Source organism: Shinella sp., assembly GCF_052438155.1.
Lineage (GTDB): Bacteria > Pseudomonadota > Alphaproteobacteria > Rhizobiales > Rhizobiaceae > Shinella.
This window is the reverse complement of sequence record NZ_JBQVPI010000006.1, coordinates 269,286-295,060: the sequence shown is the minus strand read 5'-3', so window position 1 is coordinate 295,060 and position 25,775 is coordinate 269,286. Positions and strand designations below refer to the sequence as shown.

28 protein-coding genes and 1 pseudogene are annotated in these 25,775 nt (G+C 63.4%); 17 read left to right on the top strand and 12 right to left on the bottom strand.

The window, feature by feature from the left end; all coding sequences use genetic code 11:
• Positions 1–74: 74 nt before the first annotated feature.
• On the top strand, positions 75–1,274 hold the full coding sequence (locus tag ACT6VE_RS14245) for a phosphoglycerate kinase (protein WP_444799229.1): 1,200 nt from the start codon (positions 75–77) through the stop codon (positions 1,272–1,274).
• 293 nt (positions 1,275–1,567) lie between these two features.
• Here the strand turns inward: ACT6VE_RS14245 and ACT6VE_RS14240 are convergent, their stop codons facing one another.
• The gene (locus tag ACT6VE_RS14240) at positions 1,568–1,723 is read right to left on the bottom strand and encodes a hypothetical protein (RefSeq protein ID WP_171902434.1); all 156 of its coding nucleotides are present in this window, start codon (positions 1,721–1,723) and stop codon (positions 1,568–1,570) included.
• A 152-nt stretch (positions 1,724–1,875) separates the two neighbouring features.
• Here ACT6VE_RS14240 and ACT6VE_RS14235 point away from each other — a divergent pair, with 152 nt between their 5' ends.
• From ACT6VE_RS14235 to rcdA, 3 genes are all read left to right on the top strand, one after another.
• Positions 1,876–3,153, top strand: a complete 1,278-nt coding sequence (locus tag ACT6VE_RS14235) for an MFS transporter (protein ID WP_444799228.1) — start codon at positions 1,876–1,878, stop codon at positions 3,151–3,153.
• Positions 3,150–3,341 (top strand): DUF1192 domain-containing protein, encoded by a 192-nt coding sequence (locus ACT6VE_RS14230; protein ID WP_444799227.1) that lies wholly within the window; start codon positions 3,150–3,152, stop codon positions 3,339–3,341. Before ACT6VE_RS14235 ends, ACT6VE_RS14230 begins: the two co-directional genes overlap by 4 nt.
• 383 nt (positions 3,342–3,724) lie before the next feature.
• Complete coding sequence (gene rcdA, locus ACT6VE_RS14225) at positions 3,725–4,243, top strand: protease adaptor protein RcdA (protein WP_444799226.1); 519 nt, start codon at positions 3,725–3,727, stop codon at positions 4,241–4,243.
• 188 nt (positions 4,244–4,431) lie between these two features.
• On the opposite strand, the gene rpmE is transcribed toward rcdA, so the two are convergent.
• Positions 4,432–4,653, bottom strand: a complete 222-nt coding sequence (rpmE, locus tag ACT6VE_RS14220) for a 50S ribosomal protein L31 (protein ID WP_069061193.1) — start codon at positions 4,651–4,653, stop codon at positions 4,432–4,434.
• 190 nt (positions 4,654–4,843) lie between these two features.
• On the opposite strand from rpmE, the gene ACT6VE_RS14215 reads away from it, so the two are divergent.
• The gene (locus ACT6VE_RS14215; RefSeq protein ID WP_444799225.1) at positions 4,844–6,667 is read left to right on the top strand and encodes an ABC transporter transmembrane domain-containing protein; all 1,824 of its coding nucleotides are present in this window, start codon (positions 4,844–4,846) and stop codon (positions 6,665–6,667) included.
• 113 nt (positions 6,668–6,780) lie between these two features.
• Complete coding sequence (locus tag ACT6VE_RS14210) at positions 6,781–7,740, top strand: Bug family tripartite tricarboxylate transporter substrate binding protein (protein WP_444799291.1); 960 nt, start codon at positions 6,781–6,783, stop codon at positions 7,738–7,740.
• Positions 7,741–7,764: 24 nt separating this feature from the next.
• On the opposite strand, the gene ACT6VE_RS14205 is transcribed toward ACT6VE_RS14210, so the two are convergent.
• The 6 genes from ACT6VE_RS14205 to ACT6VE_RS14180 form a co-directional block, all read right to left on the bottom strand.
• Positions 7,765–9,408, bottom strand: coding sequence for an FAD-binding dehydrogenase (locus ACT6VE_RS14205; RefSeq protein ID WP_444799224.1), 1,644 nt, complete (start codon positions 9,406–9,408; stop codon positions 7,765–7,767).
• Positions 9,409–9,505: 97 nt separating this feature from the next.
• Positions 9,506–10,537, bottom strand: a complete 1,032-nt coding sequence (locus ACT6VE_RS14200) for a peptidoglycan -binding protein (RefSeq protein WP_444799223.1) — start codon at positions 10,535–10,537, stop codon at positions 9,506–9,508.
• Between the two features lie 2 nt (positions 10,538–10,539).
• Positions 10,540–11,625: a flagellar motor protein MotA gene (locus ACT6VE_RS14195; protein ID WP_444799222.1), complete on the bottom strand. Its 1,086-nt coding sequence runs from the start codon at positions 11,623–11,625 to the stop codon at positions 10,540–10,542.
• Positions 11,626–11,735: 110 nt separating this feature from the next.
• A complete protein-coding gene (locus tag ACT6VE_RS14190) occupies positions 11,736–12,536 on the bottom strand; it encodes an inositol monophosphatase family protein (protein WP_444799221.1) in 801 nt (266 codons plus the stop codon).
• 179 nt (positions 12,537–12,715) lie between these two features.
• The gene (locus tag ACT6VE_RS14185; protein ID WP_444799220.1) at positions 12,716–13,843 is read right to left on the bottom strand and encodes a tetratricopeptide repeat protein; all 1,128 of its coding nucleotides are present in this window, start codon (positions 13,841–13,843) and stop codon (positions 12,716–12,718) included.
• An 18-nt stretch (positions 13,844–13,861) separates the two neighbouring features.
• Positions 13,862–14,518, bottom strand: coding sequence for a thiamine phosphate synthase (locus ACT6VE_RS14180; RefSeq protein ID WP_444799219.1), 657 nt, complete (start codon positions 14,516–14,518; stop codon positions 13,862–13,864).
• A gap of 93 nt (positions 14,519–14,611) precedes the next feature.
• Between ACT6VE_RS14180 and ACT6VE_RS14175 the strand changes: the two genes are divergently transcribed.
• Together ACT6VE_RS14175 and ACT6VE_RS14170 are read left to right on the top strand one after the other, a co-directional pair.
• Entirely contained in the window at positions 14,612–15,382 is a 771-nt protein-coding gene (locus tag ACT6VE_RS14175) for a sulfite exporter TauE/SafE family protein (RefSeq protein ID WP_444799218.1), read from the top strand.
• A gap of 62 nt (positions 15,383–15,444) precedes the next feature.
• On the top strand, positions 15,445–15,705 hold the full coding sequence (locus ACT6VE_RS14170) for an ArsR/SmtB family transcription factor (RefSeq protein WP_444799217.1): 261 nt from the start codon (positions 15,445–15,447) through the stop codon (positions 15,703–15,705).
• A 190-nt stretch (positions 15,706–15,895) separates the two neighbouring features.
• On the opposite strand, the gene ACT6VE_RS14165 is transcribed toward ACT6VE_RS14170, so the two are convergent.
• Entirely contained in the window at positions 15,896–16,069 is a 174-nt protein-coding gene (locus tag ACT6VE_RS14165) for a YdcH family protein (protein ID WP_444799216.1), read from the bottom strand.
• Between the two features lie 216 nt (positions 16,070–16,285).
• Between ACT6VE_RS14165 and ACT6VE_RS14160 the strand changes: the two genes are divergently transcribed.
• The 6 genes from ACT6VE_RS14160 (at position 16,286) to ACT6VE_RS14135 (ending at position 20,146) form a co-directional block, all read left to right on the top strand.
• Positions 16,286–16,489, top strand: coding sequence for a YdcH family protein (locus ACT6VE_RS14160; RefSeq protein ID WP_444799215.1), 204 nt, complete (start codon positions 16,286–16,288; stop codon positions 16,487–16,489).
• Between the two features lie 51 nt (positions 16,490–16,540).
• Positions 16,541–17,008, top strand: coding sequence for a 5-(carboxyamino)imidazole ribonucleotide mutase (gene purE, locus ACT6VE_RS14155; protein WP_069061632.1), 468 nt, complete (start codon positions 16,541–16,543; stop codon positions 17,006–17,008).
• Positions 17,005–18,063 (top strand): 5-(carboxyamino)imidazole ribonucleotide synthase, encoded by a 1,059-nt coding sequence (locus tag ACT6VE_RS14150; protein ID WP_444799214.1) that lies wholly within the window; start codon positions 17,005–17,007, stop codon positions 18,061–18,063. Before purE ends, ACT6VE_RS14150 begins: the two co-directional genes overlap by 4 nt.
• 169 nt (positions 18,064–18,232) lie before the next feature.
• Positions 18,233–18,358 (top strand): type B 50S ribosomal protein L36, encoded by a 126-nt coding sequence (ykgO, locus tag ACT6VE_RS14145; RefSeq protein WP_024271182.1) that lies wholly within the window; start codon positions 18,233–18,235, stop codon positions 18,356–18,358.
• Positions 18,359–18,426: 68 nt separating this feature from the next.
• Positions 18,427–19,044, top strand: a complete 618-nt coding sequence (locus ACT6VE_RS14140; protein WP_444799213.1) for a hypothetical protein — start codon at positions 18,427–18,429, stop codon at positions 19,042–19,044.
• A 94-nt stretch (positions 19,045–19,138) separates the two neighbouring features.
• Complete coding sequence (locus ACT6VE_RS14135; RefSeq protein ID WP_444799290.1) at positions 19,139–20,146, top strand: alpha/beta fold hydrolase; 1,008 nt, start codon at positions 19,139–19,141, stop codon at positions 20,144–20,146.
• Between the two features lie 37 nt (positions 20,147–20,183).
• On the opposite strand, the gene pyk is transcribed toward ACT6VE_RS14135, so the two are convergent.
• The gene (gene pyk / locus ACT6VE_RS14130; RefSeq protein ID WP_444799212.1) at positions 20,184–21,623 is read right to left on the bottom strand and encodes a pyruvate kinase; all 1,440 of its coding nucleotides are present in this window, start codon (positions 21,621–21,623) and stop codon (positions 20,184–20,186) included.
• Positions 21,623–22,000: pseudogene (locus ACT6VE_RS14125) on the bottom strand (DUF1036 domain-containing protein); the annotation flags it as partial. The gene pyk and the pseudogene ACT6VE_RS14125, both read right to left, overlap by 1 nt.
• A 293-nt stretch (positions 22,001–22,293) precedes the next feature.
• Between ACT6VE_RS14125 and ACT6VE_RS14120 the strand changes: the two are divergent.
• From ACT6VE_RS14120 to ACT6VE_RS14110, 3 genes are all read left to right on the top strand, one after another.
• Positions 22,294–23,082 (top strand): N-formylglutamate amidohydrolase, encoded by a 789-nt coding sequence (locus tag ACT6VE_RS14120; protein ID WP_444799211.1) that lies wholly within the window; start codon positions 22,294–22,296, stop codon positions 23,080–23,082.
• Positions 23,083–23,099: 17 nt separating this feature from the next.
• The gene (locus ACT6VE_RS14115; RefSeq protein WP_444799210.1) at positions 23,100–23,405 is read left to right on the top strand and encodes a DUF1244 domain-containing protein; all 306 of its coding nucleotides are present in this window, start codon (positions 23,100–23,102) and stop codon (positions 23,403–23,405) included.
• Positions 23,406–23,617: 212 nt separating this feature from the next.
• Entirely contained in the window at positions 23,618–23,884 is a 267-nt protein-coding gene (locus ACT6VE_RS14110; protein ID WP_444799209.1) for a DUF2312 domain-containing protein, read from the top strand.
• Positions 23,885–23,960: 76 nt separating this feature from the next.
• Here ACT6VE_RS14110 and ACT6VE_RS14105 read toward each other — a convergent pair whose 3' ends face one another.
• Positions 23,961–25,772 carry a DUF882 domain-containing protein gene (locus tag ACT6VE_RS14105; RefSeq protein WP_444799208.1) on the bottom strand — a complete coding sequence of 604 codons (1,812 nt, stop codon included), beginning with the start codon at positions 25,770–25,772 and terminating at the stop codon, positions 23,961–23,963.
• Positions 25,773–25,775 lie beyond the last annotated feature (3 nt).

The window sequence follows — 25,775 nt, the reverse complement described above, 5'->3', positions numbered from 1 at the left end:
AAAACGCGAAACACCCGGACAGCGATGTCCGGGTGTTTTTTCTTGACCAGACACCAGACTTTCGGAGCCGCGCCATGACCTTCAAGACCCTCGACAACCTCACCGACATCACCGGCAAGCGCGTGCTCGTCCGCGTCGATCTCAACGTGCCGGTCAAGGACGGCAAGGTAACGGATGCAACCCGCATCGAGCGCGTCGCCCCGACCATTCTCGAACTGTCGAAGAAGGGCGCCAAGGTCATCCTGCTTGCCCATTTCGGCCGGCCGCAGGGCGCCGTCGTCGCCGACATGTCGCTGGAACAGATTCTTCCCGCCGTGAACGAGGTCCTGGGCAAGAAAGTGCACTTCGCCACCGACTGCATCGGCGAGCCGGCTGCGGCCGCCATCGCCTCGCTGCAGGATGGCGATATCCTGCTTCTCGAAAACACCCGCTTCCACAAGGGCGAAGAGAAGAACAATCCGGACTTCACCGCAGCCCTTGCCGCCAACGGCGACCTCTACGTCAACGACGCCTTTTCCGCCGCGCACCGCGCCCATGCTTCGACCGAAGGCCTTGCCCACCTGCTGCCTGCCTATGCCGGCCGCACCATGCAGGCCGAGCTTGAAGCGCTGGAAAAAGGTCTCGGCAACCCGGTTCGCCCCGTCGTCGCGATTGTCGGTGGCGCCAAGGTCTCCACCAAGATCGACCTCTTGATGAACCTCGTGAAGCGCGTTGACGCGCTGGTCATCGGCGGCGGCATGGCGAACACCTTCCTCGCCGCCCGTGGCACGAACGTCGGCAAGTCACTCTGCGAGCATGACCTCGCAGAAACCGCCAAGCAGATCATGATCGAGGCGGCAACCGCCGCCTGCGCCATCGTGCTGCCGGAAGACGGCGTCGTTGCCCGCGAATTCAAGGCCAATGCCGAAAACGAAGTGGTCGATGTCAATGCCATTCCCGCAGACGCCATGATGCTCGACGTCGGCCCGAAGACGATCGAAGCGGTCAATGCCTGGATCTCTCGCGCCACGACCCTCGTCTGGAACGGCCCGCTCGGCGCCTTTGAAATTGCCCCCTTCGACACTGCGACGGTGTCGGCTGCCAAGCACGCCGCCGCCCGTACCAAGGAAGGCAAACTGGTCTCCGTCGCCGGTGGCGGCGACACGGTTGCGGCCCTCAACCATGCCGGCGTTGCGGACGATTTCTCCTATGTCTCGACCGCCGGCGGCGCGTTCCTGGAATGGATGGAAGGCAAGCCCCTGCCGGGCGTCGAAATCCTGCACCAGCAGAAATAATACAAAAGGACTTGCGTCCGGCCACGGATCGCCTACATTTCTGGTCAGTATCAACGAACAGAAAGGAAGGTGATCCAATGTCTAATGAGATTTCGGTCTTGGCTTCGGGCATGGGAATTGTGGTGAATGAAACGAGGCAGCCCTCGTTCTGACCCCACCTTCCTGCGGGCCCAAAGGCCCGGGTCCACGCCGGACCAAACCTCATGGGGGTCACCTTCGGGTGGCCCTTTTGCGTTTTGGAGTTTGCGGCACTTGCCAGCAGCCTAGGCCACCTTCGGGTGGCCTTCTGCGTTTCAGGGCCTGATAAGCACCGTCAGCATCATCAATACGATGGCGACCACGGCGATCTTCCAGAAATCCGCACGCCGCTTCAGCCCCGGCAGGCCGACGGGCCGGATGAGATGCAGCAGCATGACGGCAAGAAGAAGTGCTGGAAGAATTTTCGACATGGCGGCCTTTCTCCGCCCTTCCTGTCATACCCGAGACATTTTTCCAAGCGACCAACACGTCGTCTGAAAATCGTGTGCGCGTCGCCTTTGCATCTGGCAATCGGCAACAGGTGCGCTATTCCTTTCCCATTGGCGAAACTCACGGAAATCCTATGCGCAACAATCTCATTTCCGTCTTCGCGCTTCTCATGGGCACCCTGTTCCTCTTCCTGGGGAACGGCCTGCACGGCCTGCTGCTGCCCATGCGCGGCGCCTTCGAAGGCTATGAGACGACGATGCTCGGCCTGCTCGGCACGTCCTGGGCCTCCGGCTTCGTGCTCGGCTGCCTGATGGCGCCGACCATCGTCAAACGCATCGGTCATGTGCGCGCCTTTTCCGGCTTCGCCTCGCTGATCGCCATCATCGCGCTTTTGACCGGCATGCTGGTCGACCCGTTCTGGTGGATCGTGCTGCGCGCCGTCACCGGCTTCTCGATCGCCGGCACCTCGATGATCATCGAAAGCTGGCTGAACGAGCGCGCCACCAACGAGAGCCGCGGCCTGATCTTCTCGCTCTACATCGCCATCACGCTGATCGGCACCGTCGGCGGTCAGATGACGGTGGCGCTCGGCGACGTGACGACGCCGATGCTCTTCATGTTCGCCGGCATTCTCTACTGCTTCGCCATGCTGCCGACGACGCTCTCGACCGCCGCCTCGCCGCAGCCGCTGAAGCAGGTGCGGCTCGATATTCCAACCCTTTTCCGCACCTCCCCCGTCGCCTGCGTCGGCATCGTGCTGATCGGCATTGCCAACGGCGCCTTCGGCACGCTGGGTGCCGTCTTCGGTGCCAATGCCGGCCTGTCCTCCAGCTCGATCGCCATCATGATGAGCGTGGCGATCTTCGCCGGCGCCGTCATGCAGCTGCCGGCCGGCCGCATGTCCGACCGGATCGACCGGCGCATCGTTCTCGCGATTCTCGCTGCTATCGCCGCCGGTGCCGGCCTCGCGCTCTTCGTCTTCCAGCCGGCCTCCGTCACCGTGCTGTTGATCCTGACGGCGGTCTATGGCGCGACGGCGAATGCGCTCTATCCCATCGCCGTCTCGCACGCCAACGACTTTGCCAGCCCCGAGGACTTCGTAAAGGTCTCCGGCGGCCTGCTGCTGCTCTATGGCGTCGGTACGATCATCGGCCCGACGCTCGGCGGTCCGATCATGTCGGCGGTCGGCCCCTATGCGCTCTTCATGGTGACCTGCTTGGCGCATATCCTGATCACGGCTTATGCCATCTTCCGCAGCCGCCGCCGCGCCGCGCTGCCGGCCGAGATGCGCGACGCCTACACGACCATCAACCCCGGCACCATGATGACGCCGGAAAGCCTTCAGCTCTCGCCGCGCGCGCTCGCCCAGCCGCAAGCCGTCGACGAACAATCGGAGGAGAAAACCGCATGAGCCTCTTCGATGAAGACGGTCGCCCGTTGAAAAAGACTGCGCACGAGATCGGCAGCGACCTGTCGCTGCTCTCGGCCGATGAACTGGCAGCGCGAATCGACCTGCTTCGAACGGAGATCGACCGTCTGGAAGCGGAGAAGGCAAGGAAGGGCGCAAGCCGGTCGGCGGCCGAAAGTCTCTTCCGCTAGAGCCGTGCCAGATCGCCGTAGCCTTGCCAAAAAGGCACAGCAACCGGCAAACCGACAATAGAGTTAACCGGCCATTAAGCCTTACACGTTATTACTTGCCCATCCGGTTCTTCCGGATTCAGACATTTTCGCCCCTTTGGGGAATCGGTCTGATTTTCTCCCTGTTTTACCTTGAGAGCCGCTTTTCGCGGCTCTTTTTTTGTTTGCCAGAGCGTGTGCACGGCACCTGTGCCGAAAGAATTGTGGAGATTAACCCTTTATTAAGAATGCCCTTGCGCGAATTAGGTTATGGGATCATCCTTGAGACATTAAAAGGCCGCTTGGAACACAGAGCGCCAACCTTCCGTTACCTGCAGTGTGATGCGTTCAACAGGGATGACACCATGTCCGAAAGAGGATTGAATACCGTCAGCTTCGCTGGCCACGTTGCGTCGTCCGCGCAATTCAAATCCCTGTACGCCGAGGGCATGGGTCTGGTCGAAGAGACCGCAAGCTATCTCGACGGCGTCGGGCGCCAGGCTTCCAAGGTGCTGCCCCGCATGGCCTCGGTGCTGTATGCAGCCGAATCGATGCGTCTTACCACCCGCCTGATGCAGATGGCCTCCTGGCTGCTGCTCCAGCGCGCCGTCAACAATGGCGAGATGAGCCGCGACCAGGTGCTGTCGGAAAAGAACAAGGTGCGCCTCGACAGCTTCAACGTCGACAAGACCGCCCCCGGTTGGAACGACCTGCCGGAAGCTTTCCGCGATCTCATCGAACGGTCGCTGCGCCTGCAGAACCGCGTCGCTCTGCTCGACCGCGAAATCTACCGCCCGCAGGAAGTCCAGGCCTTCGAGCCCGGCAACCAGAACAGCGTCCAGGCCCAGCTCAACCTGCTGCAAACCGCCTTCGGCAACAACTGAGCAGTCCACAGACACGGTGAAACGATGACCCGGCTTCGGCCGGGTTTTTTGTTGCCTGCGTTTTGCTGTCTCTGGACGGCCCCTCATCCGGCTGCCCGGGGGCAAGGCGCGCAGCGTAAGTCGACAAACCGCGGACAACAAAAAACCCGGCCGAAGCCGGGTTCTTGAAATCATCCAGTGGAAGCGGATTAGAGGCCGAGGCCTTCGAAGCGCTTCTTGAACTTGGAAACGCGGCCACCGCGGTCCAGCATGTGCTGGTTGCCGCCGGTCCAGGCCGGGTGGGACTTCGGGTCGATTTCGAGGTTCATCGTGGCGCCGGCCGAACCCCAAGTCGAACGGGTTTCGTATTCGGTGCCGTCGGTCATGACGACCTTGATGACGTGGTAGTCGGGATGGATATCAGCCTTCATGACACTCTTCCTGCTTGTTCCGGGGGCCATTTGTCGCAACGCATTGCGGCAGCGAGGCCAAAGACGTAAATGAAGCCGCGGTCGGTCGGACCTACGGCTTCCCAATTCGATGGCGAGCCTATACATGAAGGCCGTCTGGATAACAAGAGCCGAAAGACAATTCGTGCCGCCAGGCACTGGAAATGGGGGTATGGTGTCCACAGACAGAGAAGCAGTCGCGCTGGCGAAATCCGAGCGCCGGACCGTCCGTCCGCTGGGCAGGCTTATTCCTTATATCGGCCGCTACCGTGGCCTCGTCGCCGGAGCGCTGGTCGCCCTCGTCATGGCGGCCGTCACGACGCTCGTTCTGCCCCTCGCCGTGCGCCGCATGATCGACCACGGCTTTTCCGATGCCGGCGCGAGCTTCATCAATACCTATTTCACGATGCTCTTCGTGCTGGCCGGCCTTCTCGCGCTGGCGAGCGGCATGCGCTACTACTTCGTCATCACGCTCGGCGAGCGCATCGTCGCCGATCTTCGCCGCGACGTCTTCGCCCATGTGACAAAACTCTCGCCGTCTTTCTTCGATATTAACCAGTCCGGCGAGATCGTCTCGCGGCTGACCGCAGATACGACGCAGATAAAATCCGCCGTCGGCGCTACCGCCTCGGTTGCGCTGCGCAACCTGATCCTCTGTTTCGGCGCCATCGCCATGATGGTCTATACCAGCCCGAAACTCTCGAGCCTCGTTATCGCCGCCATTCCCGTCATCGTCTTCCCTCTCGTCGCCTTCGGCCGCTCGGTGCGCCGCCGCTCGCGCGAGGCGCAGGATACGCTCGCTGCCGCCTCCGCCTATGCCGGCGAGGCGATTGGCGCGACCCGCACGCTCCAGGCGTTCAATGCGGAAGACGCCGCCCGCGCGCGTTTCTTCGGCGAGGTCGAGAGCGCCTATGGCGCGGCCCGCTCCGCCATCCGCGCCCGTTCCTTGCTCACTGGTTTTGCTATCGCCATGATCTTCGGTTCGGTCGTCGCGGTGCTTTGGTTCGGTGCGCGTGACGTGCTCTCCGGAGGCATTTCGGCCGGCACGCTCGGCCAGTTCCTGCTCTACGCCGTCTTCGCTGCCGGTAGCCTCGGCGCGCTGTCCGAAGTCTGGGGCGAGCTTTCGCAGGCCGCCGGTGCAGCCGAGCGCCTGACGGAACTGCTTGCCGAGGTGCCGGCGATCGCCGCGCCCGCCAATCCGGTGACGCTTCCGTTGCCCGCACGTGGCGAAATCGCCTTCCAGGATGTGCACTTCTCCTATCCCGCCCGCCCCGGCTATCGCAGCGTCAACGGCCTGAGCTTTGCGGTGAAACAGGGCGAGACGGTCGCGATCGTCGGCCCCTCCGGCGCCGGCAAGAGCACGATCCTCTCGCTCGTTCTGCGCTTCTACGATCCCGATTCGGGCACGATCACCCTCGACGGTATCGATCTGCGCACGGCGGATCCGGAAGAACTGCGCCGCCGCATCGCGCTGGTGCCGCAGGACGTCACCATCTTTGCCGCGACGATCCGCGACAACATCGCCTTCGGCATGACCGATGTCAGCGACGATGCGATCCGCACCGCCGCTCGCGCCGCCCAGGCGGAAGAATTCATCGATCGGCTCGACAGGGGCTATGACACGATGGTCGGCGAGCGTGGTGTCACGCTCTCCGGCGGCCAGCGCCAGCGCATTGCCATTGCCCGCGCCATCCTGAAAGATGCGCCATTGCTGTTGCTCGACGAGGCGACCTCGGCGCTCGATGCCGAAAGCGAGACGCTGGTGCAAAAGGCGCTCGACGGGCAGATGGGCAAGCGTACGACGATCGTCATCGCGCACCGCCTTGCCACCGTGCTCAAGGCCGATCGCATCCTTGTCATGGATGCAGGCCAAGTCGTCGAAGAGGGCACGCACCAGTCGCTCGTCCAGCAGAATGGCCTGTACGCCCGTCTTGCGCGGCTGCAATTCGATCACGGCGGCCAGGCCTTCCTCGGAGAGGCCCGCGCGGCCGGCTGATCGTCGCCTGCCCTTGTTTCACGGGGCAAGTGCCCTATCCTGAGGAGGCGGACTTCACGTCACCTTGGGAGGAAATCCACGTGGCATTTTCGACGCTCACCCGCCGTACCCTCATGACGCTTGGCACCACCGTGCTCGCATCGCTGGCGCTTGGCATGCCCGCCAGCGCCCAGCAATTCCCCGACCGGACCATCACGCTCGTCGTGCCCTTCGCCGCCGGCGGATCGACCGACGTGGTGGCGCGCATCATCGCGCAGAAGATGGGCGACAACCTCGGCCAGCAGATCATCGTCGAAAATGTCGGCGGCGCCGGTGGCAGCCTTGGCGCCGACCGGGTGGCACGTGCCGAGCCGGACGGCTACACGATCCTGATGGGCACGGTTGCCACCCACGCGCTGAACCCGCTGATCCTGAAAACCAACCCCTATGATGCGGAAAAGGATTTTGCGCCGGTCTCGCTGCTGGTCATCGTGCCCAACGTGCTGGTGGTGAACCCGGAGCTGCCGGCGAAAAACGTGGAAGAGCTTCTGGCACTGCTGAAGGCCGATCCGGAAGCCTACAGCTATGCCTCCTCCGGCAACGGCACGCCGCTGCATCTTTCCGGCGAACTCTTCAAGAGCATGGCCGGCGTCAGCATGCAGCATGTGCCCTACAAGGGCTCTGGTCCGGCCCTGAACGACGTGATCGGCAACCAGATCCCGATCATGTTCGACAACCTGCCCTCCTCGTCCAGCCACATCAAGGCCGGCACGCTACGTGCGCTCGCTGTCACGACGAAGGAACGTGCAGCCTCCTTCCCGGATGTGCCGACGATCGCCGAATCCGGCATTCCCGGCTACGAGACCTATACGTGGAACGCCCTCTTCGCCCCGGCCGGCACGCCGACGGAGGTCGTGGCAAAGCTCAACGAAGCGGCCAACAACGCCATGAAGGATCCGGCCGTCGTGGAGCGCATGAAGGAGTTCAGCGCCACCATCGTCGGCTCGACGCCCGAAGAACTCGGCAAGCACGTGACCGCCGAACTCGCCAAGTGGAAACCGGTCGTCGAAGGCGCCAAGATCCAGATGGATTGATCGACATCCAGGCCGTCGGCGCTCTCAGGCGCCGACGGCCCTGCCCGCTACGCGCCCCGAAAACAGGCACCCGCCAAGGAAAGTGCCTTCCAGCGCATTATAGCCATGCACACCGCCGCCGCCGAAACCGGCGACCTCACCGGCCGCATAAAGGCCCGGCACCGGCTTGCCGGACAGTTCCAGCACGCGCCCGGAAAGGTCCGTCTGGAGGCCACCCAGGCTCTTGCGCGTCAGGATGTTGAGACGCACGGCAATCAAAGGCCCCGCCTTCGGATCAAGCAGACGATGCGGCCGCGCCGTGCGCATCAGCTTGTCGCCGAGATAGGCGCGTGCGCCGCGGATGGCAGTCACCTGCGCATCCTTCGAGAAGGGATTGTCGATCTCGCGGTCGCGTGCTTCCACCTCGGCCCGCACCTGCTCGATGTCCAGCAAGACCTCCCCCGTCAGCGTGTTCATCGCGGAGACGAGGTCGCCGAGATCGTTGCGCACGACGAAATCCGCCCCCTTGTCCACGAAGGCCTGCACGGGACCGGGCGGGTTCTTGCCGAGCCGCTTCAGGAGCAGCGGAATATCCTTGCCGGTCAGATCCGGGTTCTGCTCGGAGCCCGACAGGGCAAATTCCTTCTTGATGATCGCCTTCGTCAGGATGAACCAGCTGTGGTCATACCCCGTTGCGCGGATGGCCTTCAGGGTCGCCAGCGTGTCGAAGCCCGGCATGGCCGGCGCTGGAAAGCGCCGCCCGCGTGCGTCCAGCCAGAGTGAGGACGGACCCGGCAGGATGCGGATACCGTGGCCGGGCCAGATCGGATCCCAGTTCCTCAGACCTTCCGTATAATGCCACATGCGGTCGCCATTGATGACCGAACCACCGGCAGCTTGCGAGATCGCCAGCATGCGCCCATCGACATGGGCCGGCACGCCGCTCACCATGAAGGCAGGCGGCTCACCCAGACGATCACGCGGCCAGTTCTGCCGCACCATTTCGTGATTGCCACCGATGCCGCCGGAGGACACAAGCACGGCCCCCGCCCGAAAACTGAAATCGCCAGTCACGTCGCGAGACGTTGACCGGCCGCGCTCTGCAACGTCCGCCGCCAGAACGGCGCCATGCGCACCGACGACGGCACCGTTTTCGACGATCAGGCCATCGACCCGATGGCGGAAACGGAAGGCCAGCGCATTGGAAGCCCGAAGCTCCTGCGCCCGTCGGATGAACGGCGCAAGCACGCCGGGGCCAGTACCCCAGGTCACGTGGAAGCGCGGCACGGAATTGCCGTGGCCGGTCGCAAGCCCGCCGCCGCGCTCGGCCCAACCGACGACCGGGAACCAGCGCATGCCCATGGCGTGCAGCCAGGCGCGTTTCTCACCGCTCGCAAAATCGAGATAGGCCTCCGCCCAGCGACGCGGCCAATGATCCTCCGGCCGGTCGAAACCCGCGGAGCCGAACCAGTCCTGCCGGGCGAGCGCCATGCTGTCACGGATGCGCAGACGCCGCTGTTCCGGACTGTCGACGAAGAAAAGGCCACCGAGCGACCAGAAGGCCTGCCCGCCAAGGCTTTGCTCGCCTTCCTGGTCGAGGATGATCACCTTGAGGCCCCGCGCCGCCGCTTCCGTCGCCGCCACGAGGCCAGCCAGCCCCGCCCCGATCACCAGCAGGTCGCAATCCATAAACCGCCTCCCGTCGCTATGTGGAAAAAACTTACGCGTACGTACGCGTAAGATCAACATGCCGATGAGAATGGTCGCGCCGGGCGGCACGAGGCGACTATCGTTCGGTGAGCTTCAGTTCGATACGGCGATTGGTGGCGCGGGCGGCATCGTCGCTGCCTTCGGCGATCGGCTGGAATTCGCCGAAACCGGCCGCAACCAGCCGATTGGCTGGTACGCCATTGGCGATCAGGAATTTGACCACCGAGGTCGCGCGCGCCGAGGAAAGCTCCCAGTTGTCGCGGTAGCGGCCGGTGCCGGAGAGCGGCACGTTGTCGGTATGGCCATCGACGCGCAGCACCCAGTTGATCTCGGAGGGGATTTCCTTGGCGAGATCGAGCAGGGCGGTGGCGAGCTTGCGCATCTCCACCTGCCCTTCCGGGTTCAACTCGTTGCCGCCTGACGGGAACAGCACTTCCGACTGGAAGACGAACCGGTCGCCGACGATGCGGATGTTTTCGCGATCGGAGAGGATTTCCCGCAGGCGTCCGAAGAAGTCGGAGCGATAGCGGTTGAGCTCCTGCACACGCTGCGCCAGAGCGACGTTGAGGCGGCGGCCGAGATCGGCAATCTTCGTCTGAGAGGATTGATCCTTTGCCTCCGAGGCCTGAAGCGCCTCCTCCACCGCCGCAATCTGGCTGCGCAGCGCAGCAATCTGCTGGTTCAGCAGTTCGATCTGGCTCATCGCGCGGGCGCTGACCTGCTTTTCCGAATCAAGCTCGCCTTCAAGCGTCGTCGCGCGCGCACTCGCCTGGTCCGAAGCACCAGTGCCGCTATCGAGCAACTGCTGCAAGCGGCTGCGGTCGCTTTCCGACTGGGCGAGCGACGCCTGCAGGTTGGCGAGCGCATCCTCGATATCCTGCTTGCCGCTCTTTTCGAGCGCCAGAAGCTGGGTCAGTTCGTTGATCTGGCTGGTCAGCCGGTTCAGCACGTCGTCCTTGCCGGAGATTTCCCGGCTCAGGAAGAACTGTGCGAGCACGAACACCGTCAGCAGGAACATGATGGAGAGCAACAGCGTCGACAGCGCATCGACGAAGCCCGGCCAGTAATCGACCGTGCGCTGGCTGCGCCGGTTGCGGGCGAGCGCCATCTCTACTCGCCCCCGGCCTTGTGGGCTTTCTCCGTCGTCCGCTCGGGCAGCCGCTCGACATTTTTCTCGCCGCTGCGCGCCGCAAGCCGGTCGAGCGTGCGGCGCAGCGCCTTGGCTTCTTCCTGCTGCGCCTCGATCCAGTCACGCAGCATCTGCTGTTCACTGCGCATGTTCTTGACGAGCCCCTGGATGCCTTCCGCAAGGCTTGCCATTGCCGCCGTCGAACGGTGGCTGCCACCGCTGTCATGCGCAAGCTTCAGGATCTGCTCCGCCAAAGCCTGCACGTCGGCGGAGGAAGAGCCCGCGGCCAGATCGGCAACCGGCTGGAGTTCGGAGCCGACGTCGGTGACCGAGGAAAGCCAGTTTTCCAGGTCCGTATAGAACCGGTTCTGCGCGCGCCCGGCCTGGAGATCGAGGAAACCGAGGATCAACGAGCTGGCGAGGCCGAAAAGCGAGGTGGAGAAGGCGGTTCCCATGCCCTCGAGCGGCGCGGACAGGCCCTGCTTCAGGGCGGTCAGGATGTCGTTCGTCGAGCCGCCGCCGGCATCGAGCGACTGGATGACCGCGCTGATCGAGCCGATCGTGCCGAGCAGGCCCCAGAAGGTGCCGAGCAGGCCGAGGAAGACGAGCAGGCCGATCAGGTAGCGGGATGTATCACGGGATTCGTCGAGGCGGGTCGCGATGGAATCGAGGATCGAGCGCAGCGCATTGGCCGAGAGCGCGACGGAATGCCGGCGGCCGATCAGCGCGCGCATCGGCGCAAGCAGCACCGGATCGCGCCCGACCTTCTCGGCGCTGCCGGCCGCGCGGAAGGAATTGAACCAGCGGACTTCCGGCCGCAACGCCAGCACATGATTGAAAACCAGGAGGATGCCGATCAGCAGCACGCCGATAATCAGACCGTTGAGGCCCGGATTGCTGAGGAAGGCCGATTGCGCCTGGCGGAAGAGGATGGCGGCCACGAAACCGACGATGATGAGAAAGATCACCATCGTCCAGAAGAAGGCCATGGGGCTTGAAAGTTTGTTGGGGTAATCGTCCCCGGTCCCGGCTGATCCTCCCCAGCCCGACAGCCCAAGCTTCGCCATGTCGTCGCATCTCCACTTCCTCGTCGCGGCGGAGACTAGAGGAAGATTAAGCCGAATTGAAGGGCTTAGCAGCAACAGCGGCGCGGAATGCGCCGCCCTGATACAGGCTTTTAGCGGGTGGGGACCGGACGATGCACGACGTCGCGCAGTGCCTTGTGGATATATTCGTTGCCGGCGACGATCGTGCCGGTGTCGAACATTGCGCTACCGCCATCGAGATCGCTTGCATAACCGCCAGCTTCGCGAATCAGGAGAATGCCGGCCGCGATGTCCCACGGCGCGAGGTCCCGTTCCCAGAAACCGTCGAAACGGCCGGCCGCGACATAGGCAAGGTCCAGTGCGGGGGAGCCGAGACGACGCACGCCGGCGACCTCGCCCATCACATGGCGCAGCTCGATGAGGAACTTGCCGTGATTACCATCGCCGAGATGCGGCACGCTGCAACCGATGACGGCATCGGAGAGGCTCTTGCGGGCCGCGACGCGCAGGCGACGGTCGTTGACAAAGGCGCCACCGCCGCGCTCGGCGGTGAAAAGCTCGTCCGTCGCCGCGTTCAGCACCACGGCCGCGACGATTTCGCCGTTGCGCTCCAGCGCGATGGTGCTGGCAAAAAGCGGAATGCCGTGCAGGAAATTCGTCGTGCCGTCGAGCGGGTTGACGATCCAGCGATGCGCGCCGTCCGTGCCGTCGATCTCTTCGCCATCCGCGCCGAGAAAGCCATAGGTCGGGCGTGCCTTCAGCAGCTCGTCACGCATCAGCTTTTCCGCCTTGCGGTCGGCCTGCGCGACGTATTCGCCCGGCCCCTTGACCGAGACCTGCAGGTTCTGCACTTCGCCGAAATCACGGGAGAGCGATTTTCCGGCCTTGAAAGCGGCCTGAACCATGACGTTGAGAAGAGCTGAACGAGCCATAAACTAAAGTCCTTCGGGAATGTCCGGTGCTCGGGACGGCAAGAACCGCGGCGCGCAAACGCACCGGGACCGGAATTTCAGGCTTCAAGACCACAAATTCCCCGAAGTTTCAAGTCTTGAGACCCTGCATCCGCTGCAATGCAGGGTATCGCATCGTGCAACAGGGTAAATGGGCGCAGTTAAGAACCCGAGCGGTACTTGTTCGCCGCGGTGACCGCCGCCTTCTGCTGCTCGTCGTTGAGGCCGAGATAGAAGTCCTCCAGCGACGGGTCGTTAAGGCCGGCCCGACGCGCCAGCACGAACCATTTCGCCGCCTCGACCGGATCCGGCCGCGTCCCGAGCGCATGGATGTAAAGCTGGGCAAGCTTGCTCTGAGCCACGGGATTGCCGCCGTCGGCCGCCCGTTTCATCCATTTGAAGCCGGCGTCGTAGTCGCGTTCGCCGGCGGTGCCGTTCACCAGCCACATGCCGAGATCGAGCTGGGCGGTGTCGAAACCGGCACGCGCCGCACGCAGCAGCCATTCACGCGCCCGCTTGGTCTTTTCTTCCGGCAGGTCGGGCAGGTTGATGTAGATCTGCGACAGGGCGTACTGCGCATCCGCAATGCCCTGCTCGGCGGATTTTTCGTAATAGGGCAGCGCATCGCGCAGGCCCTTTTCACCGGGGCTATCGGCAACCAGAACCTGGCCATAGTTAAACTGCGCCGAGGCGTTGCCGAGGTCGGCCGCCTTCTTCATCAGTTCGTCGGCCTTCTTGCGGTCCTCTTTCGAGCCCGAGCGCTCCATCAGGAGGACTGCATATTTGAACATGCCGGTCGGATCGCCGCCGCCTGCCGCCTGCTCGTACCAGAACATGGCCTGGTCACGGTTGCGCTTGACGCCGAGGCCGCGATCGAGAATTTCCGCCACCAGCGTCTGCGCCGCCGGGTCGCCCAGTTGCGCGCGCGGCAGCGCAAGTTCCATCGCCGTCAGGTAGTGGCCGCGCTGGAAGGCGCCGTAAGCCTCGTCGACCTTGCCGGCAAACGGCTTTTCCTCCGGCAGCGCCGGCAGGTCCGCACCCATGCGGTCCAGCACCGAAAGCCCGGACGACGGACCGTCGACAGGCTTGTCCTTGTCGGTTTTCGCTGCGGGCTTGTCTTCGACGGATGCAGGCTCGACCGCGGGCGTCTGGTCTTTCGCTTCCGCTCCGGCATCACCGGCGGTGACCGACGGCCCCTTCTTCACTGTCTCTGCCCAGGCGGGCGCAACAACGAGAACGCCCGTGGCGAGAAACGCCACCGGCACCATACGGCAAGCTTGAAAGAACATGGCCCTGATCATGAGCGCCTACTTGTCCCCAAACCGTGGCGCTTTTTCGTCAAGAAGGGCGTTGACGGCAGCAATCACATGCGGCGCCTGCGCGGGATCGGCAAAGACCGCCTTGTCGAGCGCCACGAACTCCGCGCCGGTTTCGGCAGCGGCGAGTGCGGACTGCGGGTCCGTGCCGCCCAGCACGATGCAGGGAATTTCCACCATCGAGGCCCACCATTCGGCAAGCGCCAGGTTCTTCGGATGCGCTTCCGGCTTGATGTCGCCGCCGATCTTGCCGAAGAAGATATAATCCGGCTGCACATCGCCGATCTCCAGCGCCTTGTGCCGGTCGGTCGCATTGCCGCCACCGACAATGAGCTGCGGCGTGAACTTCTCCACCGCCTCGGCCAGTTCCCCGACGGCGCCCGTCACGTGAATGCCATCGGCCTTCACCCGGCCGGCAACGCGTGTATCGCCGGCGACAAGGGCCGCAGCACCGGCATTCTGCACGATCCCCACCAACACCTCGGCATGCTTCTGGAACAGGCCGTCGTCAAGCCCGTATTGCGGCAGGATCACCGAAGCAACGTCACCGCCCTTCAGCGCGCCTTCCAGCATTGCGGCGCGCACGGAAAGGTCGTCGCCCTCGGGAAGGATCAGCACCAGGCGGCAGCGGTTTTGGACGTCGGACATGAATGGGCACTTCCCTTGGGTTCAGATAGTCGGGGCTCGTCATAACAGATCAAAGCGGTTAGACGGAAGAACGAACAGGATCAATCGCTCTCCATGTCCATCGACCCCTCTATTTACTACGCTGCCATCCCTGCGGTTCTCCTGGTCGGCTTGACGAAGGGCGGCATGGGCGAGGCGCTGGCGCTGATGGGCGTGCCGCTGCTCGCCATGGCCGTGCCGCCGGTGCAGGCCGCCGCAATACTGCTGCCGATCCTCGTCGTGATGGACTGCGTGTCGCTCTGGATCTGGCGTGAGCACAACGACCGCACACTCCTGAAAATGCTGCTGCCCGGCGCCCTGCTCGGCATCGCCATCGGCTGGGCGACCTCGGCCTATGTGCCGCGCGATGCGCTGCGCCTCATCATCGGTCTCATCACCGTCCTCTTCGCCGCCCGCTATTTCTACAACAGCTGGCGCGCGCGCCACGGCCATATCGTGCAGCCGAAACCACACCGCCTCATCCCCGCCGCCTTCTTCGGCACGCTTTCCGGCTATGGCAGCTTCGTCGCGCATGCCGGCGGCGCACCTTTCCAGGTCTATGGCCTGCCGCTGAAACTGCCGCCGCGTGATTATACCGGCGCGGCCGTACGCTTCTTCGCCATCCTCAATTTCATCAAGCTCGGCCCCTATTTCGCGCTCGGCCAGCTCGACACGGCAAATCTCACCATCTCCGCCACGCTCGTGCCGCTTGCCATCGTGGCGACGGCTCTCGGCGGCTTCATGGTCAAGCGCATGAAGCCGGAAGTCTTCTATCCCTTCATGTACGCGATGGCCTTCATCGCCGGCCTCAAGCTTGTCTATGACGGCGTAGTCGTCTTCGTCTAAAGCGTTACTTTGCAGCGCACAAAATACTTGCCGCAAATGCTGCTTTGCCATAGCGTTCAGCCATGGCGCACCCCGATCCCTTCGCTGCGATTGCCGATCCCAACCGCAGGTTCCTGCTGGAGGAACTGCGACGTGCACCGCGCACCGTCAATGAACTCTCCGAAGGCCTGCCGATCAGCCGCCCGGCCGTCTCCCAGCACCTGAAAGCGTTGCTCGACTCCAATCTCGTCAGCGTGAAATCCGAAGGCACGAGGCGCATCTACGCGATCAATGCCAAGGGTTTCGACGGGCTCAATCTCTGGCTCGACCAGTTCTGGGCCTGAAAAGCCCGCAGCCCCGTCTCAAAACAGAACGCCCCGGCGCGCGTTTCAAGCGGGCCAGGGCGTCTCGACATCTATGATTTCGTTTACGGAAGTGGTTTCGCGAAACGGGCTCCTACCCTGGTCCTCCCATACAGACCATGTGTATCCGCGACATGCCTCCTTCTAAATTCTTGGAAAAATCCCTGTCTTTTCAGTGAGTTGATGAGCGAAGGCGCTCGATCTCGTCTTTGATGCGCAGCTTGCGACGCTTGATATCCGCGATCGTTTGATCCTTCGAGGAGGGACGCGTGACTGCGGCATGCAGTTCCTCCTCCAGAGCAAAATGCTTCTTTTCCAGCGTAGCCAGGTGTGCCTCAATCGTCATGTGACAGTTCCTTCCTTTTGCTTACGCCCGGTCATTCACACGCCGGGTGGTCCAGGTTGCAACAGAACTAGTGTGCCATGTCATTTTTCATTTGTCGAAGGCGAAAACGTGGCAAGGGATAACTTCCCGTTACCAGGGGTTTCGTGGTAGGAGCACCCTTTATCGAGAATGGAGACGGGTGGGCGAACCACCTCTCCGCCGAGGGGAACGAATAGCATGCCAGACCAGGACCAGGCTGAAATGCGGCTTGCCGTTGCACGGCTGCGCCAGGAACACGAAGACTATGATGCTGCGATCAACGCCATGATCCAGATTGGCGCCGAAGCCCTCAGAATCCAGCGCATGAAGAAGAAGAAACTGGGCCTGAAGGACAAGATTTCCAAGCTGGAAGACCAGATCATCCCCGACATCATCGCCTGAACCGGACGAGAAGCCTTGGACACAACAGAAACGCCCCCCGTCGCCATCATCATGGGAAGCCAGTCTGACTGGGAGACGATGAAGAACGCTGCCGATACGCTCGATGCGCTCGGCGTCGACTACGAGGCCCGCATCATTTCGGCGCACCGTACCCCCGACCGGCTCTACAGCTTCGCCCGCGGCGCCAAGGCGGAAGGCTTCAAGATCATCATCGCCGGCGCCGGCGGTGCGGCCCACCTGCCGGGCATGGCGGCTGCGATGACGCCGCTGCCGGTCTTCGGCGTGCCGGTGCAATCCAAGGCGCTGTCCGGCCAGGACAGCCTGCTCTCCATCGTGCAGATGCCGGCGGGCATTCCGGTCGGCACGCTCGCCATCGGCCGGGCCGGCGCCGTCAACGCCGCGCTGCTGTCCGCCGCCGTGCTTGCGCTGAGCGATCCGGAACTGGCCCACCGCCTCGACGAATGGCGCGAGAACCAGTCGAACGCCGTTGCCGAATATCCCGTGGACGGCCCGCTATGACGGTCCGCACGATCGGCATCATCGGCGGCGGCCAGCTCGGCCGCATGCTGGCCATGGCGGCTGCACGCCTCAACCTGCGCACCGTCATTCTGGAACCGCAGGCCGATTGTCCGGCTGCCCAGGTCGCCAACGCCCAGATCGTCGCCGCCTATGACGACCCGGATGCGCTTGCCGAGCTTGCCCGCCTCTGCGACGTCGTCACCTACGAATTCGAGAACGTGCCCGTCGCCGCCGCCGAGGCGCTGGCAAACGCCGTTCCCGTCTACCCGCCGCCACGCGCTCTGGAAGTCTCGCAGGACCGGCTGGTCGAAAAAAGCTTTATCCGCGATTGCGGCATCGTCACCGCCGATTTCGCCGCCGTGGACAGCCAGGCCGACCTCGAGGCAGCCCTCGACCGCTTCGGCGGCGTTGGCGTCTTGAAGACGCGCCGGCTCGGCTATGATGGCAAGGGACAGCGCCTCTTCCGTTCGCCGGCCGAAAGCCGCGACGGCGCCTTCGAGGCGCTTGGCGGCGTACCGCTGATTCTCGAAAGCTTCGTGCCCTTCGAGCGGGAAATCTCCATTATCGCCGCGCGCGACCACGATGGCACCATCGCCTGCTATGACCCGGCGGAAAACGTTCACCTGAACGGCATCCTGCACACCTCCACCCTGCCCGCCCTCGTAAACGAATCGACGGTGGATCAGGCACGCCAGGCGGCGCGCGCGATTCTCGACCAGCTCGACTATGTCGGCGTCATCGGCGTCGAATTCTTCGTGCTTGCCGACGGAGGGCTCGTTGCCAACGAGATCGCTCCGCGCGTGCACAATTCCGGCCACTGGACGGAGGCGGGCTGCATCGTTTCGCAGTTCGAGCAGCATATCCGCGCCGTTGCCGGTCACACGCTCGGCGATCCCCGCCGCCACTCGGACTGCGTGATGCAGAATCTCATCGGCGACGACATCGACGACGTTCCCGCCTGGCTCGCCAAGCCCGGCGTGCTTGTCCATCTCTATGGCAAGACGGAAGCCCGTCCCGGTCGAAAAATGGGGCATATCACCCATATTCTCGACTGAGACAGGCTGGAAAACCGGCCGGAAGCGCGGAAAACCCGCCGCTTACGGTTGACACGGCACAGGCCACAGGGTACATGCCTGCCAACCCGAAAGCGCGCCCGAAACGGCGCGTTTTTGATTGAAGAAATCCGGCGAGCTCGTATCGCCCTGCAATACGCGGATCAGAAAAATGAAGATCAAGAATTCGCTCAAGTCGCTCAAGGCTCGCCACCGCGAAAACCGCCTTGTTCGCCGCAAGGGCCGCATCTACATCATCAACAAGCAGAACCCGCGCTTCAAGGCTCGTCAGGGCTGATCAAGCGTCACGGTTACCTGTGGGTGATCGAGAAATATTGATTTGAAGTTGGGCGCTGGCGGTCTACCATGACCGCCATGCGCTTTTTTATGCTTTCCACATTCTGCCTTTCCCTTTTCCTCATCGGCGCAGCACCGACCGCTGCTCTTGCGCAGTCGGCGGACAAGGCCTCGCTTGACGCCTCCTCCGGTGCCTTCACGACGCCTGCCCAGCGCCTCGACAAACTGTTCGGCGAGCTGAAACGCGAGGCGAACCCGGACGCGGCCACCGGCATCGCCAACCAGATCCGCCGGGAATGGCAGGACTCCGGCAGCGCCACGATCAACCTGCTCATCCAATGGGCCGACAAGGCCGTGAGCGAGGAAAAGAACGCCGCGGCGCTCGATTTCCTCGACGAGGCGATTCGCCTGAAGCCGGACTATGTCGAGGGCTGGAACCGCCGCGCGACGCTGCATTTCAAGATGGGCAACTATCGCAAGTCCATGTCCGACATAAACCAGGTGCTCACCATCGAGCCACGCCACTTCGGCGCTCTCGCCGGCATGGCCGCCATCATGCAGCAGACCGACCGCGACGAGATGGCGCTGAAGGCTTGGGAACGCTTCCTGGAGGTCTACCCCACCGAGCGGCAGGCACAAAAGGAGATGGGTGAGCTCGCGGAAAAACTGACGGGCCAGCGGACCTGATTGCCATGCCGGAGCGCCGGCGTTGTGGCGATCGCGACGATATCGGTATCGATACTCCAACCCGGACCCTTCCTTGCCCTCCCCTATCCGCCTCATGCTGACAGTCCTTCTCGCCGCGCCCTTTGCCCTTGTGCTCGCCGGTTTCGTCTTCACCGCGTGGAAGACGCGCGCCATCGAACGGCAGTTCCCGAACATCGGCGAACGCATCGACGTGGGCGGCCTCAGCATGAACAGCGTGTTCGTCCCTGCCGGTGCGACGGCCGACCTGCCGCCCATCGTCTTCATCCATGGCGCGAGCGGCAACCTGCGCGACCCGATGCATGCCTTCCGGCAAAAGCTCGAAGGGCGAGCGGACCTGTTGTTCCTCGACCGGCCGGGCCACGGCTACTCGGACCGTGGCGGGCCGGAGAATGCCTGGCCCGACGGCCAGGCCAACGCCATCGCACGGCTGATGGACAAGCGCGGCATCGGAAAGGCGATCATCGTCGGCCATTCCTTCGGCGGCGCCACGGCCGCAAGCTTCGCGCTGCAGCACCCGGACAGGACGGCCGGCCTGCTCTTCCTCGCGCCGGCAACCCATCCCTGGCCCGGCGGCGTCGACTGGTACTACGATCTGGCGAAGATGCCGGTCCTCGGCTGGCTGTTCACCCGCATAGCGGCGCTACCCGCCGGCCTGTCGCGCATCGACAGCGGCACCCGTTTCGTCTTCGCCCCGAACCCGCGCCCGAACGATTACATCGAGGCCACTGCACCGGCGCTCGTGCTGCGCCCGGCAACCTTCCGTAACAACGCAATCGACGTTGCGAGCCTGCTTGACTACGTCGGCCGCATACAGCCGCGCTACCACGAGATCCACACGCCCACGGTCATCGTTACCGGGGACAAGGATGGTGTCGTCTATGAGGAAATCCATTCGCGCGGGCTGGCGCGCGACATCGCGGGATCGGAACTCGTTTGGATCCGCAATCTCGGCCACAAGCCGGATTACGTCGTGACCGACCTTGCCATCGAAGCGCTTGAGAAGATCGCCGGCAAGGATCGCGACCTCCAGGAAACAGCAAGGCGGGCCGAAGCCCGCCTTGCGAAGGATCATGAAGAGTAGAGCAATTCCAGCGGTTTTCCGTCCGGAATTGCGTCGATCAGACGCCGCTGACGCCGTCGGCGCCGATATAGGCGATGCGCAGCATGTTCGTCGCACCCGGCGTGCGCAGCGGAACGCCGGCCGAAACGATGATGCGGTCGCCCGGCTTGCCGAACTCTTCTGCAACGACGATGCGGCAGGCGCGGTTGACCATGTCGTCAAGGTTTTCAGCATCGCCCGTGACGACGCAGTGCAGGCCCCAGACGACCGAGAGGCGACGCGCCGTCTCGATGACCGGCGACAGCGCCAAGACCGGTACTTCCGGCCGCTCGCGCGCGGCGCGCAGGCCCGTCGTGCCCGACGAGGTGTAACAGACGATAGCCGACAGCTTCAGCGTCTCGGCGATCTGGCGGGCGGCGAGCGAGATGGCATCGGCGCCCGTGGCTTCCGGCGCTGCGCGCTGGGCGTAGATGATGCCCGGATAATGCGGGTCGCGCTCGACCGTGCTGGCGATCGAGGCCATGGTGGAGACAGCTTCGACCGGATAGTCGCCCGAGGCGGACTCGGCCGAGAGCATGACGGCGTCCGCGCCTTCGAAGACGGCAGTTGCGACGTCCGACACTTCGGCGCGGGTCGGCACCGGTGCGGAAATCATCGATTCCAGCATCTGCGTCGCGACGACGACCGGCTTGCCGGCGCGGCGGCAGGCGCGGATGAGCTGCTTCTGGATGCCAGGAACGGCTTCCAGCGGCATTTCCACACCGAGATCGCCACGCGCCACCATCAGCGCATCGGAAAGTTCGATGATCTCGTCGATACGCTCGACGGCCTGCGGCTTTTCGATCTTCGACATCAGACCGACGCGACCGCGCGCGATCTTGCGCACTTCGACCAGATCCTCCGGACGCTGGATGAAGGAGAGCGCAACCCAGTCGACGCTACCGGTCGCAAGCACGGCATCGAGATCGACGCGGTCCTTTTCCGTCAGCGCACCGACGCCGAGAAGCGTGTCGGGCAGGCTGACGCCCTTGCGGTCTGAAATCTTGGTGCCGGAGACGACCGTGCAGACGATCGACTTGCCATCGGACGATTCGGCGCGCAGGTGCAGCTTGCCGTCGTCGATCAGAAGGCGATGGCCGGGCTTGACCGCCTCGAGGATTTCCGGATGGGGCAGGTAAACGCGGACGTTGTCGCCGGGCTCGTCCTTGTTGTCGAGCGTGAAGGTCTGGCCGGGCTTCAGCTCTTCCGAACCGTTGGCGAACTTGCCGACGCGCAGCTTCGGCCCCTGAAGGTCGGCAAGGATGCCGATCGGCCGGCCGCAGCGCGCTTCGACCGCACGAATGCGGCTGATCAGCGAGCGCATCACATCGTGGCTCGCATGGCTCATGTTGATGCGGAACAGGTCTGCTCCCGCCTCATGCAGCTTCTGGATCATCTGCTCGTCAGACGATGCCGGCCCGAGCGTGGCGAGGATTTTGACTTTTCGGTTCCGTCTCATCAGTTCTGGCTCTCCTGCGTCCCTGGCGTATCGGAAAGCTGTACCATCCAGCTTCCCTGCCGTCCTGTGTCATATTCCTTGAAGCCCATGCGCTGGAATCCGCGCGCGAAGCAGTCCTCGACGCCGGTGATCTTGAACTCGTTTTCGGCAACGCACATGTTGACGTCACCGGTCCAGCGGCCACCGCGGGCGGCATCTTCGGCATAGAGGTAATAGTAGCGCGACTGCAGCTCGCCCTCGATCAGCGTGGCGCAAGTCGTGGCCGGCACCTGCCACCAACCTTCGGTCATCCAGCCTTCCTTGGAGCGGTAGCCGATGGCGACGCCGACAAGGTTTTGCGTGCCGTTGCAGACGCGGAATTCCGCCTTCGCCTCATCCGGAACGGAAAGGGCGAGGAAACCCGCAAACAGGAAAAGCCCCGCCTGGAAAAGGCGGCCGGCTTTCGGAAAAAACGGGTGATAGCTCTTGGTTCTCACGGCTTCCGATGGAACTCCGTTGATTTGAATATGCGCTTTCTTGCGACGGCGGGGCATGAATGTCAACGCAACATCAATCGATTACATTTTCACGCCAGGAAGGGGAATTGCCGCTGCTCTCAAGGGTTCGCGCCTTGCAGGGCGCCTCGCCACATGCGATCAGTCGGCATCCGCAGCACAGTATCGGCAAAAGCATGCAGGACCATCCTTCGTTCGAGGTCATTGACGGCGATTTGAGCCTCGGGCTCGTCGTTCTGGCAGACCATGCCACCAATCTTCTCCCTTCCCGTTACGGCCGGCTCGGCCTGCCGGACAGCGCCTTCGAACGCCATATCGCCTACGATATCGGCGTCGAGGGCGTGGTGCGTGGTCTGAACGCCCGGCTGAACGTGCCGGTCGTCATGAGCCGCTTTTCCCGCCTGCTGATCGACCCCAATCGCGGCGAGGACGACCCGACGCTCGTCATGCGCATTTCCGACGGTGCAATCGTTCCAGGCAATCACCCGATCACGCCCGAAGAATGGCAATACCGGCTGGAAACCTTCCACCGTCCCTATCACGATGCCGTGTCCCGCACGATCGGCGCGGTGGCAAAGAAGACCGGCAAGGCGCCACTCATCATCTCCATGCATTCCTTCACACCCGCCTGGAAAGGCGTGGCACGGCCCTGGCAGGTGACGGTGCTTTGGGATAGCGACCACCGTGCCGTCCGCCCTCTGCTCTTGGAACTGGAAGCGCTCGGCGACGTCGTGGTGGGCGACAACGAGCCCTATGACGGGGCACTGCGCGGCGACACCCTGTTCCGCCATTGCATGAAGCCCGGCATTGCGCACGCCCTGATCGAAATCCGGCAGGACGAAATCGGCAATGAGGCCGGTATCGCCAACTGGGTCGAGCGGCTTGCCCCCATCCTCGGCCGGTTGAACGCCGACGACACCCTGCACACATACGAGATATTCCCCTCCCGCACCGGGCCCTACTGAGCCCCGAGGACGAGACAATGAGCGATCTGAGCAAAGAGCAGCAGACGGAATTCGAGGCCGCCGCCTTCCGGCGCCTCCTGAACCACCTGCGCGAACGCAGCGATGTGCAGAACATCGACCTGATGAACCTCGCCGGCTTCTGCCGCAACTGCCTGTCCAACTGGTACCGCGATGCGGCAAACGAGGCTGGTGTCCCGCTCGACAAGGAAGCCTCGCGCGAAATCGTCTACGGCATGCCCTATGAAGAGTGGCGTGAACGCTACCAGCGCGAGGCGAGCGATGCCCAGAAGACAGCCTTCGAGGTCAACCGCCCGAAGGAATGACGCCCGCTTGCGGAAAATCCTTAGCGCATTTCCGCTTTTCTTCGAATCGCGAAAAAGCTCTACCTCTTTGTTTTTACGCAATTCCGGACGCAAAACCGCTACGCACTTTTGCTGGAATTGCTCCAGGCGCCGCGCGATAGGCCTTGATCTTGCCGAAAGTTCGCGGCAAGTCACGGCACCTTTGAATTTCTAGCCTATCCAAGGAGAACATCATGTCGGATGCCCACGGCGTCGCACGCGACCAGCTTCGCGCATTCATCGAACGCATCGAGCGTCTCGAGGAAGAAAAGAAAACCATCGCCGACGACATCAAGGATGTCTACGGCGAAGCCAAGGGTACCGGCTTCGATGCCAAGGTCCTGCGCAAGGTCATCCAGATCCGCAAGCAGGACAAGGACGAGCGCATGGAGCAGGAAGCGATCCTCGACACCTACCTCCAGGCCCTCGGCATGCTCGAACTGCCGCCGGAAGCCGAATAAGCATCTCGCGAAACGCCCAAAGAAAAACCCCGCCGGATCGCTCCGGCGGGGTTTTTTGATGGATCATTTCCGGCGTCTAGTTTTCCCGGCCTTCGAACTTGCGGACTTCCAGGAAGTTCACTGCAGTGCCGCTGAAGCGCCCGGCATCGATCGACTTCTCCTCCGGCTGGAAGCCGGCCATGTAGACGGTCGTCGGTGCGGCACGCAGTTTCCGGCTGACAAAGCGTGGTGCCTTGACCGGCTTGGACAGCGTCGCGACGCGGTCCTGTGTCAGCGCCCACTTCGAGAGGATCTTCTGGTTCAGCTTCGGCTCGGTGCGGATCGCGCCGCGGCTTGCCGCGTCGGCATCCTTCTTCTTCGGGCGACCGCCCTTGGACGTCGTCTCCTCGGCAGGCTTGCCATCAAAGGCGTCAAGGCCAGCGAGCGAACGGCTGCCGCTGTCTCGCGTCGAAACGAGCGCAGCCATTTCGACCGGATTGCCCTGCGTTTCGCCCACCGTCGGGTCAGCGAGCGCGGCAAGACCGGAGCGATCGGCAGAACGCGGCAGCGCCACATCCGCTTCCGCAGCCGCCATCAGCGCCGTCTGCGACTGGTCCAGCTCGACCTGCGGACGCAGGCCCGGAACAGGAACCATCGCCAGTTCTTCGGCATCCTCGACCGTCGCTTCGGCGGTCATGACAGCGCCGGCCTGAGCATCGCCCGGCACAGCGTCGCCGGCCTGGGTGCGGGCACCCAGGGAAACAGGAACCGGGATCTTATAAGAGGCAAGGTCCTCGAATTCAGGCTTCTGTTCTTCAACCGTCGCCGCTTCGAGGGCCGCAACGGCGCCGCTCGTCGTCGGAGCGACAAGGGCAAGCTCGGTGGTCGTCGTCTCCGCAGCCTTGAAGGCCGGACGGCTGCCGGGAACAGGTGCCGTGAAGGCCACTTCCGTCTCGGCCTCGGTCACGATCGGCTTCTTTTCTTCAACGGCTTTCGCCGTCGCACCGCTGGATGCGCCACCTTCATCGAAGGAATCGGCAATCGTGGCGTTGCTTGCAATCATTTCGGGTTCTTCATCCTCGTCGCCGCCGCCGCCGAAGAGGGCCGCGAGGAAGCCGCCCTTGCGCTTGGATGCGCTCGGCGTCGAGCCACCACCGGCGACCTCGATGCCATTTGCCCCGACGCGGCGCTTGTAGTCCGCAACCGCCTGCTGGTAGCCCGGCAGCGGCTTGCCATCGGTCGGCAGATGCATGGTCTTGCCGTCCGGGAAGATACGGGTGAGTTCCTGGCGGCTCATGCGCGGCCAGGCGCGCACGCTGCCAACGTCGAGATGGACGAAGGGCGAACCGGAGGTGGGATAGTAGCCGACGCCGCCGACCTGGAATTTTACCGCGTTGGCGCGCAGCGTCGCGAGCTTGACGCCCGGAATGTAGAAATCCATCGCCTTGCCGAGCATGTGCTGGCTCTTCTTCGCGACACCCTTGGAACGCGAACGCAGCATGCCGTTCGTCGCGGGCGAGCGATAGGCGGAGACAACGTTGATGTAACCCGTGCCGCCGGACTTCTGGTAGACTTCCCACACGAGGTCGAAAAGCCGCGGATCCATCTTCGTCGGTTCGTTGCGGCGCCAGTCGCGCAGGAACGTATTGAGCTGCTTCAGGCCGCGCTGGTCATAACGGCCATTGCGCTTGAAGGTGATCTCGGCCTTTTCCTTGGTATGGATGAAATAGAGCTTGAGCGTGCGGTTGCCGCTCTCGGCCTGGACCGTCGCGGGAAAGGCCGTGGGCAGAATGAGGGCGGCAGAAAGCACGGCTGTAGACAGCGCCTTGGGCAGCTTGTGCAACAGTGCTTTGCAGAGGCTGCGCAGGGAGGCCCCTGGGCGCTTCATCGATGCGAACAAATTTGCCAACTC

Excerpts from the sequence above, each read along its gene's own strand:
- rcdA (WP_444799226.1), top strand. The coding sequence starts at position 3,725 with ATGTCCGAAAGAGGATTGAATACCGTCAGCTTCGCTGGCCACGTTGCG.
- purE (WP_069061632.1), top strand. The coding sequence starts at position 16,541 with ATGGGAAGCCAGTCTGACTGGGAGACGATGAAGAACGCTGCCGATACG.
- ACT6VE_RS14120 (WP_444799211.1), top strand. The coding sequence starts at position 22,294 with ATGCAGGACCATCCTTCGTTCGAGGTCATTGACGGCGATTTGAGCCTC.
- ACT6VE_RS14200 (WP_444799223.1), bottom strand. The coding sequence starts at position 10,537 with ATGGCGCTCGCCCGCAACCGGCGCAGCCAGCGCACGGTCGATTACTGG.
- ACT6VE_RS14190 (WP_444799221.1), bottom strand. The coding sequence starts at position 12,536 with ATGGCTCGTTCAGCTCTTCTCAACGTCATGGTTCAGGCCGCTTTCAAG.
- ACT6VE_RS14185 (WP_444799220.1), bottom strand. The coding sequence starts at position 13,843 with ATGTTCTTTCAAGCTTGCCGTATGGTGCCGGTGGCGTTTCTCGCCACG.
- ykgO (WP_024271182.1), top strand. The coding sequence starts at position 18,233 with ATGAAGATCAAGAATTCGCTCAAGTCGCTCAAGGCTCGCCACCGCGAA.
- ACT6VE_RS14150 (WP_444799214.1), top strand. The coding sequence starts at position 17,005 with ATGACGGTCCGCACGATCGGCATCATCGGCGGCGGCCAGCTCGGCCGC.
- rpmE (WP_069061193.1), bottom strand. The coding sequence starts at position 4,653 with ATGAAGGCTGATATCCATCCCGACTACCACGTCATCAAGGTCGTCATG.
- ACT6VE_RS14230 (WP_444799227.1), top strand. The coding sequence starts at position 3,150 with ATGAGCCTCTTCGATGAAGACGGTCGCCCGTTGAAAAAGACTGCGCAC.
- ACT6VE_RS14110 (WP_444799209.1), top strand. The coding sequence starts at position 23,618 with ATGTCGGATGCCCACGGCGTCGCACGCGACCAGCTTCGCGCATTCATC.
- pyk (WP_444799212.1), bottom strand. The coding sequence starts at position 21,623 with ATGAGACGGAACCGAAAAGTCAAAATCCTCGCCACGCTCGGGCCGGCA.
- ACT6VE_RS14210 (WP_444799291.1), top strand. The coding sequence starts at position 6,781 with ATGACGCTTGGCACCACCGTGCTCGCATCGCTGGCGCTTGGCATGCCC.
- ACT6VE_RS14175 (WP_444799218.1), top strand. The coding sequence starts at position 14,612 with ATGTCCATCGACCCCTCTATTTACTACGCTGCCATCCCTGCGGTTCTC.
- ACT6VE_RS14215 (WP_444799225.1), top strand. The coding sequence starts at position 4,844 with ATGGTGTCCACAGACAGAGAAGCAGTCGCGCTGGCGAAATCCGAGCGC.
- ACT6VE_RS14160 (WP_444799215.1), top strand. The coding sequence starts at position 16,286 with ATGCCAGACCAGGACCAGGCTGAAATGCGGCTTGCCGTTGCACGGCTG.
- ACT6VE_RS14240 (WP_171902434.1), bottom strand. The coding sequence starts at position 1,723 with ATGTCGAAAATTCTTCCAGCACTTCTTCTTGCCGTCATGCTGCTGCAT.
- ACT6VE_RS14235 (WP_444799228.1), top strand. The coding sequence starts at position 1,876 with ATGCGCAACAATCTCATTTCCGTCTTCGCGCTTCTCATGGGCACCCTG.
- ACT6VE_RS14115 (WP_444799210.1), top strand. The coding sequence starts at position 23,100 with ATGAGCGATCTGAGCAAAGAGCAGCAGACGGAATTCGAGGCCGCCGCC.
- ACT6VE_RS14140 (WP_444799213.1), top strand. The coding sequence starts at position 18,427 with ATGACCGCCATGCGCTTTTTTATGCTTTCCACATTCTGCCTTTCCCTT.
- ACT6VE_RS14245 (WP_444799229.1), top strand. The coding sequence starts at position 75 with ATGACCTTCAAGACCCTCGACAACCTCACCGACATCACCGGCAAGCGC.
- ACT6VE_RS14195 (WP_444799222.1), bottom strand. The coding sequence starts at position 11,625 with ATGGCGAAGCTTGGGCTGTCGGGCTGGGGAGGATCAGCCGGGACCGGG.
- ACT6VE_RS14180 (WP_444799219.1), bottom strand. The coding sequence starts at position 14,518 with ATGTCCGACGTCCAAAACCGCTGCCGCCTGGTGCTGATCCTTCCCGAG.
- ACT6VE_RS14205 (WP_444799224.1), bottom strand. The coding sequence starts at position 9,408 with ATGGATTGCGACCTGCTGGTGATCGGGGCGGGGCTGGCTGGCCTCGTG.
- ACT6VE_RS14165 (WP_444799216.1), bottom strand. The coding sequence starts at position 16,069 with ATGACGATTGAGGCACACCTGGCTACGCTGGAAAAGAAGCATTTTGCT.
- ACT6VE_RS14135 (WP_444799290.1), top strand. The coding sequence starts at position 19,139 with ATGCTGACAGTCCTTCTCGCCGCGCCCTTTGCCCTTGTGCTCGCCGGT.
- ACT6VE_RS14170 (WP_444799217.1), top strand. The coding sequence starts at position 15,445 with ATGGCGCACCCCGATCCCTTCGCTGCGATTGCCGATCCCAACCGCAGG.